This is a genomic window from Bacteroides sp. L10-4 (assembly GCF_013373675.1).
GTDB classification, from domain to species: Bacteria; Bacteroidota; Bacteroidia; order Bacteroidales; family Bacteroidaceae; genus Bacteroides; species Bacteroides muris.
Genome location: NZ_JABXJH010000092.1, coordinates 1 through 8,468 on the forward strand (window position 1 = coordinate 1; position 8,468 = coordinate 8,468).

The following is an 8,468-nucleotide window of genomic DNA, read 5'->3' on the forward strand; positions in this document are numbered from 1 at the left end:
GCGGAGGGAACGCCATGCGGCAAGGGGCTGAGCAGTCAGCCCCGACGAGCCTTCCATGCACGATAACTTGCATGAGTATGCTAATTATCGTTAACCGTATTCTGTTTTTATATTATAGTTCATATCTTTACGAATATTTGTCTATAATGAGAGAATATACGACTGCATGGTTCTTAGATCAATCGTCCATAGTTTTCCTGCCAGCGCTTCGCCGTAGCCGCAAATCAGTTTCAGCACCTCGTTGGTTTCTACGCTACTCACAATGGCAGGAGTCACACCGATAACCGATTTGTCCGGAGACGGCATGAGCAGTGTCCCTTCTTCATCCGGATAGAGGTCACGGTAGGTTTTCGCGCCTTCACCGCAACAAAAGACGGATACTTGGCCTTCGAAGCCTTGGATGGCACCGTAGACATAGGGCTTGCTCAAGGCATTGCATGTGTCATTCAGCAAGTAACGGGTAGTAAAGTTATCGCATCCGTCTACCACTATATCATAGTCTTTTATCAGTTCCCCGGCATTCTTTTTGTCCAGACGGAAGGGGTATGCTTCCACTTTTATGGTGCTGTTCAACCCCAGTACTCGGCGGGCGCAGCATAGAGGTTTGGAATCGCCAACGTCAGCTTCAGTGTACCAAACCTGACGTTGAAGGTTGCTGATGCTGACCTTGTCATTATCTACCAATCCCAGCGTTCCGACTCCTGCCCCCGCTAGATAGAAGGCAATGGGAGAACCCAATCCTCCCACGCCGACTATCAATACCTTGGCATTGCGCAGTTTCTCTTGTCCGGCTTTTCCTATCTCAGGCAGGGATATTTGTCTGTCGTATCGGTTCATTTGCTCATTGTTATTGAAGTTTTGTAAATGGGATACAGAGATATTCATTCGCTTATCACTTGAAAGCCTTCAAATCAAAACTCGCATCCCAATCTTTCCACACCGGTTCTCGTCCCAGACGTTTCAGTGCTTTGTCCACTTCCACAGCCTTGCGCTCGTCGCTGACATGAAACTGTTCCAGCGTTTGCGGATAGCTGTAATATCCTCCCGGTTCGGTCTTGCTTTCGGCGCTCATGGTGGTCACACCGAGAGTCGCCATGTGGTCGCGTATATCGGCAGGCTCACGGGTGGAGTAGGAGATGTCCACATCGTGGTCGAAGATGCGCATGGCAAAAGTGACCTGTGCCAGTTCGCGGTCGCTCATGACGACATTAGGCTGAAAACCTCCATTCTCCGAAGGACGCATACGCGGAAAATTGACACTGTATTTCGTTTTCCAGTAATGTTTCTGGAGATAGCGTAGATGATAAGCCATCATGGTAATGTCCGTCTGCCATTCCTTTTCCAGACCGATGAGCACTCCCATGCCGATGGAGTGGACACCCGCCTGCCCCATACGATCGAAACCATTGACACGCCATTCAAATTTGGACTTCATGCCGCGTGGATGATAAATATTGTAGTTTGCTTTGTGGTAAGTTTCTTGAAAACAAATCACGCCATTCATGCCGTGCTCTTTCAGCATTGCATACTCTTCCGCTTTTAAGGGCATCACTTCTATTTTCAGATTGCTGAAGTAGGGTTTTGCCAGGTCTAGTGCACGGGCTATGTAGGGCACGCCTGCTTTTGCCGGGTTTTCTCCCGTCACCAACAGCAGGTTTTCGAAAGGTGCCAGCTTCTTGATGGCTTTATACTCGTTCACGATTTCTTCTTCCGTCAATATGGTGCGCGGCATGGGATTGCTGATATGAAAACCGCAATACACGCAGGAATTGGTGCAGGAATTGGTAATGTAGAGAGGCACGAACATGGAGATGGTTTTCCCGAAACGCGCCTCGGTATACTTCTTGCTCAAACGCGCCATCGTTTCCAGGTAGGGAGTGGCGGCGGGTGACACCAGGGCCATGAAGTCCTCTACGTTACAGTGCTCTTTGGAGAGTGCACGGCGTACGTCTGCATCCGTCTTGGCATGGATACGCTCCGTGGTTTCCTCCCAGGATATATTTTCTAACTCGTCTGAAAACATAGTGTTCTATGATAAATAAATGATTTAATATGACAATGTGCCTCCTGTTTATTTCTTTTTCAACTCCCTCGACAATCGCATTGCGCAGAAGTTTGGTCCGCACATCGTGCAGTACTCTCCATCCACATGTTTTCCTGCATGGAAATAGCTGAACGCGCGTTCCGGGTCGAGTGACAAGTCAAACTGGTCTTTCCAGCGGAATTCATAACGCGCTTTGCTCAGTGCATTGTCACGCACTTGTGCTCCAGGATGCCCTTTTGCCAAATCGGCGGCATGGGCGGCTATTTTATAGGTGATGACACCAACACGCACATCTTCCTTATCGGGCAGTGCCAGATGTTCTTTGGGAGTGACGTAGCAGAGCATCGCCGTGCCCAGCCAACCTATCTGTGCCGCACCGATGGCAGAAGTAATGTGGTCGTAGCCGGGTGCGATGTCCGTCACAATAGGACCGAGTGTATAGAAAGGCGCATCATGGCATTTCTCTATCTGGCGTTCCATATTTTCTTTAATCTTGTGCATGGGCACGTGACCGGGACCTTCGATGAAAGCCTGCACATTCTTGTCCCAAGCACGTAGCACGAGCTCGCCCATCGTGTCGAGTTCTGCAAACTGCGCTTCATCGTTAGAATCGTGCGTAGCCCCCGGACGTAGCCCGTCTCCCAAAGAGATGGCCACATCATACTGTGCCAGAATATCGCAAATGTCATCAAAGTGTTCGTAAAGGAAACTCTCGCGGTCGTGCACCAAGCACCATTTGCTCATGATGCTGCCGCCACGGCTCACGATACCGCACAACCTTTTCTCGGCCAGATGTACATTATGGCGGCGTATACCGGCATGGATGGTGAAATAGTCCACTCCCTGCTCGCATTGTTCAATCAAGGTATCGCGGTAGATTTCCCAAGTAAGGTCCTCCACTTTGCCGTTCACTTTCTCCAGGGCTTGGTAGATGGGGACAGAGCCTACCGGAACGGGACAGTTACGGATAATCCATTCGCGCGTTTCGTGGATATTCTCTCCGGTGGAGAGATCCATCAGCGTGTCACCGCCCCATTTACAGCTCCACAATGCCTTTTCCACTTCTTCTTCAATGCCGGAGGTAGTGGCGGAGTTACCGATATTGGTATTTATCTTCACCAGGAAGTTGCGGCCTATAATCATCGGCTCCGCTTCGGGGTGGTTGATGTTGGCAGGAAGCAAGGCGCGTCCGGCAGCAATCTCCCGGCGTACAAACTCCGGTGTGATGTGTGTCTCTATTCCCAGCTCTGCGCAGTTCATGTTCTCGCGAATCGCCACATATTCCATTTCAGGCGTGATGATACCTTTCTTGGCGTAGTACATCTGTGTGCAGCATTTTCCTTGAAGAGCACGGTAAGGCAGGGCGATATGCTCAAAACGCAGAGAGTCGAGCGACTTGTCATCGCGGCGCATGCGTCCATACTCCGACGTTATTTCGGGAAGCTGTTCCACATCACCGCGCTTCAGTATCCATGGTTCGCGCAAGCGGGGCAGTCCTTTCTTTAAATCCACTTCGATGGTCGGGTCGCTGAACGGTCCGCTGGTATCATACACATACACTTCGGGGTTAGGAGTAATTACTTTTTCTCCATCTACGAAGTTCGTGCTGGGCACTTGTTCCACTCTGCGCATAGCTACGCGCAATTCGGGAAACAAAGTACCCGGCAAATATACTTTCTCGGAACGGGGGAATTTTATCTTCTGGTTCATTTCATTATCAGGTTATAAGTTCAAGAATGCTGTCAGCGGTGAGCTGGCTTCCGCAACAAAATTATCGGCTTGTATGCCCAGACCTGCTTCGTATGCCATACGCCCTGCCTCTACAGCCTGCTTGAAAGCTACCGCCATAGCCACGGGGTCGCCTGCTACTGCGATGGCAGTATTCACCAGGCAAGCCGAAGCGCCCATTTCCATAGCTTCTGCCGCATGGCTCGGGGCACCGATACCAGCATCCACCACTACGGGGATATTGGCTTGCTCAATGATTATTCTCAGAAAATCCCTTGTTTGCAGTCCTTTGTTTGTGCCGATAGGAGCACCCAGCGGCATGACGGTGGCGGCACCAGCTTCTTCCAGCCTCTTGCACAGCGTGGGGTCGGCTTGGCAATAGGGCAGTACCACAAATCCTAACTTGACTAATTCCTCCGTAGCTTTCAGCGTCTCCACGGAATCCGGCAACAAGTAGCGGGGGGCGGGGTGTATCTCCAGTTTCAGCCAGTTCGTGCCAAAAGCCTCACGCGCCATCTGTGCGGCAAAAACAGCTTCTTCGGCATTGCGCACGCCGGAAGTGTTGGGTAAAAGCTGGATGCCGGGATGCTGTATGTGCATCAGCATATCATCCTCCTTATTATCCAGTTCGATGCGTTTCATGGCTACTGTCACCATTTCTGTACCGGATGCCAGGATAGACTGCTCCATCACTTCATCGGAATTGAACTTCCCGGTTCCCAAAAACAGACGGGAGTTGAATTCACGTCCCGCAATCATTAATTTTTCCATATCAGTATTGTGTTTTTCGATAACTCCTTCATGTTATAAATTCATGATTCTTTTCATTTCATCTGCCGGACTGTCTGCATGCAGTACCGTACCGGAAAGGGCGATTCCGCTTACGCCCGTCTGCATGATGGCGGGAATATCCGCTATGGTTATTCCACCGATGGCTACTATCGGAAGGTGTATATTCTTCTCCTGCATCCGGCGGATGATAGTTGTATATCCTTCCAGTCCCAATATCGGGCTTAGATTCTTTTTGGTCGCGGTGTAGCGGAAGGGGCCGCAGCCTATGTAGTCGGCACCGTCCTTGTAGTGTTGCAGTACATCTTCAAAAGTATTGGCAGTACCGCCTATGATGTACTCTTCGCCCAGCATCAGGCGTGCATCGGCTATGGGCATATCTTTCTTTCCAAGATGTACACCGTCGGCATGCAACTCCTTTGCCAGTTCCACATGGTCGTCAACGATGAAAGTGGCTCCGTATTGCCGACAAAGGGCTTGCACCTCTAAGGCTACGGGTTTTATCACTTCCACCGGTGTGTCTTTCATGCGCAGCTGCACCCAGCGACAACCGCCTTCGAGGGCTATGCGTGCAGCATCCGAATACGAATATCGTTCCGTATAATGCGTAATGAACTGTATCCCTCCGTTTTTCAGTTTCTCGTCCTTCATCTTCCTTATCCTCCGCAAGCTGCTTTGATGATGATGATGGACATATATTCCCTCAGGGCACATTTTGTCCATTCCGTGCGGAGAACAATACGATTGTCCACGGCCACGGCAATGCCTTGCACCGATAGGGCAAGTTCCTCAATAAGTTGTGAAAGGGTAGTGGCGCCGGTTTTCACTTCCTTGTTGTTGACCAATACTTTCATTTTTCTGTTCATTAAAGAAATAAAACAATGGAAGTAAATACAAAGAAGTGCTGTAACGGCAAGTTCAGTGAAGAAAGAAATATCCAATTCCTACGGCAGTACTAACTGCATCAGGTTCGAGGGTATAATCTCAGCCCGTCAGGGCACCCCTTTGTCTTTACAGCAACAAAGGTAAGGGAAAAACGGAAATAAAAAACAAAAGAACGTACTTTTTTATTGCAGCAATTACTTTTTGTTTATTCGCGCTTTTTTGTAGCATGTATCTTTTTCAGTATATTCCGAATAGTGGTTCTGACTCCTGTTGAATATAAACCAGGTTCTGTGTTTTCCAGTATCAGTTGTAATTCCTGCAGCAGTTCCGGCTCTTTCCTGCAAAGCAGATAGGCCATTCTGATAGAAAGGGCTTGCACTCCTATGCTTTCGTGCGGAGACAGCATGTAATCCAGACAGTAATTCAGCAAATTGACGGAGAGTGGAGCAGTGATGGGAGTATTATACAGTATAGATAATAGGAGACGTTTGGAACCGTCGTGTGTACAGTCTATCAGCCGTTGAATGATTTCATCGTACAGTGGAATGAACCAGTCGGGATGGATTTCGCTCAATTTCTCGCATACCCATATAGCCCGCCATGATACTGTCTGTTTCGCGTCGTATGTCAATCGGTATATATCTGCAAAATACTCGGGGCAGAGGCATACCTCGTGTACCAGAGAGTCTATCGACAACTTATGAATAGGAACTGCCAAGGTATTTCTGAATTCCATTATCTTTTCCATATATCCTATTTTTTTTGCTGTCAGTGGCAAACATAAAGAAATGATTCACTAAAACAAGAAAGGCTGTCTATTTGGAGAAAGACAGCCTTGAAAAATATTGAATTTAAAGAATTATGCAATCCCGTGAGCTATTGTTTCCGGTGCAATCTTTTTGATAAGACCCTGCAGCACTGCACCGGGACCACATTCTGTAAAATCGGTAGCACCATTGGCAACCATGTTCTTCACTGTCTGTGTCCAACGTACCGATGCCGTCAGCTGAGCCACTAGGTTCTTCTTGATTTCTGCCGGGTCAGTATGAGGCATAGCGTCTACATTCTGATATACGGGGCACTTCGGAGCATGGATTTCTGTTGCATTGATAGCTGCTTCCAATTCAACTTTGGCGGGGTCCATCAACGGAGAGTGAAATGCACCGCCTACCTTTAACGGCAAAGCACGCTTGGCACCTGCGGCCTTCATCAGCTCGCAAGCCTTGTTGATACCTTCTATGGAACCGGAGATTACAATCTGTCCCGGACAGTTATAGTTGGCTGCCACGCAAACTTCACCTTCGGCACTTACCTGGGCGCAGATTTCCTCTACCTTTTCATCCGGCAGGGCAATGATGGCTGCCATGGTGGAGGGGTGTGCCTCGCAAGCCTTTTGCATAGCCATGGCACGGGCATACACCAGTTTCAGACCATCTTCAAAGCTTAGTGCACCGGCAGCAACCAATGCGGAGAATTCGCCCAGTGAATGACCGGCGGTCATTTCCGGCTTAAAGTCATCGCCCATGCAGAGGGCGGAAATAACGGAATGAAGGAATACGGCAGGTTGGGTCACTTTAGTCTGACGCAGGTCTTCATCTGTCCCGTTGAACATAATATCAGTGATACGATATCCGAGGATATCATTTGCTTTCTCAAAAAGTTCCTTGGCTAATGCCGAATTTTCGTACAGGTCTTTTCCCATGCCAACGAATTGGGCACCTTGCCCCGGAAATACAAATGCTTTCATATTTACTCGTTTTTTAGTGTTTAAATAAAAAGTGCTGCAAAGGTAGAGGTTTTTCTGATATTCACCGCACAAACGGATATTTTTGTGCAATACCCTTACTTTTATGGAAAAGCTAAAATACAATATGTATGCCTGGAACTTCTATGGTGCCCGAATGCTGAAATACTTATAAATGAAATACTTCCTCATTATCGTGCTTCCTACAATTAGCCCCCTGTGTATTCTTGTAAATTACATATTGTATCTTATACGATAATATCCTAAAATAATATTGTATAAAGTAAGATATTTATTTATTTGAAAAATAATGCTTTGTGGTATTGTAAAAATATTATTTTCCTTTATTGTGAATTGGAAAAACCTGTTTATATTTGTAGCGCTTAAAGAGACATATTATGCAAAACATAGAACAAAAAACACCGTTGGCAAACAATCATATCTCTGTGGACTGTGTGGTGATTGGTTTTGACGGAGAACAGCTGAAGGTTCTGCTGGTTAAGCGTGCAGGAGAGGAACAAGGAGAAGTCTTCCATGATATGAAGCTTCCCGGAAGTTTGATTTACATGGATGAGGATTTGGATGAAGCTGCCAAACGGGTATTGAATGAATTGACGGGACTGAAGAACGTCAACTTGATGCAGTTCAAGGCATTCGGTTCAAAAAACCGTACGAAAGACCCCAAAGATGTGCATTGGCTGGAGCGTGCCATGCAGTCAAGGGTAGAACGCATTGTTACCATAGCCTATCTTTCTCTGGTGAAGATAGACCGCGCATTGAACCGTGGTTTGGACGATTATCAAGCTAGTTGGGTAGCCATGCCGGATATAAAGGTTCTGGCATTCGACCACAACCTGATTATCAAGGAAGCCATTACCTATGTCCGCCAGTACGTCGAGTTCAACCCGTCTTCGCTGTTCGACTTGTTGCCGCGTAAATTTACAGCATCCCAGCTTCGCACTCTGTACGAACTGGTGTACGACAAGCAGTACGACGTACGCAATTTCCATAAAAAGATAGCTCTGATGGAGTATGTCGTCCCTTTGGAAGAAAAGCAGCAAGGCGTGGCCCACCGGGCGGCACGCTACTACCGTTTCGACAAAAAGATATACAGTAAGGTTAGACGGTAATTCTCCCGATTTTAATTGTTAATTTAAGTTTCGCAAGTCAGCATGAAAGTTTATAAGAGGGTATAAAAGAAGGCATAGAGTTTTCTGTATATCGCAGAAAATGAGTATCTTTAAAGTGGTCAAACAAAATAATACTCAACTCTATGCC

Annotated in this window: 9 protein-coding genes and 1 riboswitch; of the genes, 1 reads left to right on the forward strand and 8 read right to left on the reverse strand. The window is 47.6% G+C overall.

Features of this window, described 5'->3' with window-relative positions; all coding sequences use genetic code 11:
- Positions 1–141 precede the first annotated feature (141 nt).
- The 8 genes from HU824_RS18390 to fabD form a co-directional block, all read right to left on the reverse strand.
- Positions 142–837 carry a HesA/MoeB/ThiF family protein gene (locus HU824_RS18390; RefSeq protein WP_136010820.1) on the reverse strand — a complete coding sequence of 232 codons (696 nt, stop codon included), beginning with the start codon at positions 835–837 and terminating at the stop codon, positions 142–144.
- A gap of 55 nt (positions 838–892) precedes the next feature.
- The gene (thiH, locus tag HU824_RS18395; RefSeq protein ID WP_176469638.1) at positions 893–2,023 is read right to left on the reverse strand and encodes a 2-iminoacetate synthase ThiH; all 1,131 of its coding nucleotides are present in this window, start codon (positions 2,021–2,023) and stop codon (positions 893–895) included.
- Positions 2,024–2,071: 48 nt separating this feature from the next.
- The gene (gene thiC / locus HU824_RS18400; RefSeq protein ID WP_176469639.1) at positions 2,072–3,754 is read right to left on the reverse strand and encodes a phosphomethylpyrimidine synthase ThiC; all 1,683 of its coding nucleotides are present in this window, start codon (positions 3,752–3,754) and stop codon (positions 2,072–2,074) included.
- A gap of 12 nt (positions 3,755–3,766) precedes the next feature.
- The gene (locus tag HU824_RS18405; RefSeq protein WP_176469640.1) at positions 3,767–4,543 is read right to left on the reverse strand and encodes a thiazole synthase; all 777 of its coding nucleotides are present in this window, start codon (positions 4,541–4,543) and stop codon (positions 3,767–3,769) included.
- Between the two features lie 33 nt (positions 4,544–4,576).
- Positions 4,577–5,212 (reverse strand): thiamine phosphate synthase, encoded by a 636-nt coding sequence (locus tag HU824_RS18410; RefSeq protein ID WP_136010824.1) that lies wholly within the window; start codon positions 5,210–5,212, stop codon positions 4,577–4,579.
- A gap of 5 nt (positions 5,213–5,217) precedes the next feature.
- Entirely contained in the window at positions 5,218–5,415 is a 198-nt protein-coding gene (gene thiS, locus HU824_RS18415; RefSeq protein ID WP_136010825.1) for a sulfur carrier protein ThiS, read from the reverse strand.
- 70 nt (positions 5,416–5,485) lie between these two features.
- Positions 5,486–5,576: riboswitch (TPP riboswitch) on the reverse strand.
- A 75-nt stretch (positions 5,577–5,651) separates the two neighbouring features.
- A complete protein-coding gene (locus HU824_RS18420; RefSeq protein ID WP_176469641.1) occupies positions 5,652–6,194 on the reverse strand; it encodes a hypothetical protein in 543 nt (180 codons plus the stop codon).
- Between the two features lie 111 nt (positions 6,195–6,305).
- Positions 6,306–7,193, reverse strand: a complete 888-nt coding sequence (fabD, locus tag HU824_RS18425) for an ACP S-malonyltransferase (protein WP_136010826.1) — start codon at positions 7,191–7,193, stop codon at positions 6,306–6,308.
- A 395-nt stretch (positions 7,194–7,588) separates the two neighbouring features.
- Between fabD and HU824_RS18430 the strand changes: the two genes are divergently transcribed.
- A complete protein-coding gene (locus tag HU824_RS18430) occupies positions 7,589–8,320 on the forward strand; it encodes an NUDIX domain-containing protein (protein ID WP_136010827.1) in 732 nt (243 codons plus the stop codon).
- The last annotated feature ends 148 nt before the right edge of the window (positions 8,321–8,468 follow it).

What these genes read in the sequence shown, in the direction of transcription:
- HU824_RS18430 (WP_136010827.1), top strand. Translation starts at nt 7,589, where the DNA reads ATGCAAAACATAGAACAAAAAACACCGTTGGCAAACAATCATATCTCT.
- thiH (WP_176469638.1), bottom strand. Translation starts at nt 2,023, where the DNA reads ATGTTTTCAGACGAGTTAGAAAATATATCCTGGGAGGAAACCACGGAG.
- thiC (WP_176469639.1), bottom strand. Translation starts at nt 3,754, where the DNA reads ATGAACCAGAAGATAAAATTCCCCCGTTCCGAGAAAGTATATTTGCCG.
- HU824_RS18405 (WP_176469640.1), bottom strand. Translation starts at nt 4,543, where the DNA reads ATGGAAAAATTAATGATTGCGGGACGTGAATTCAACTCCCGTCTGTTT.
- fabD (WP_136010826.1), bottom strand. Translation starts at nt 7,193, where the DNA reads ATGAAAGCATTTGTATTTCCGGGGCAAGGTGCCCAATTCGTTGGCATG.
- HU824_RS18410 (WP_136010824.1), bottom strand. Translation starts at nt 5,212, where the DNA reads ATGAAGGACGAGAAACTGAAAAACGGAGGGATACAGTTCATTACGCAT.
- HU824_RS18420 (WP_176469641.1), bottom strand. Translation starts at nt 6,194, where the DNA reads ATGGAAAAGATAATGGAATTCAGAAATACCTTGGCAGTTCCTATTCAT.
- thiS (WP_136010825.1), bottom strand. Translation starts at nt 5,415, where the DNA reads ATGAAAGTATTGGTCAACAACAAGGAAGTGAAAACCGGCGCCACTACC.
- HU824_RS18390 (WP_136010820.1), bottom strand. Translation starts at nt 837, where the DNA reads ATGAACCGATACGACAGACAAATATCCCTGCCTGAGATAGGAAAAGCC.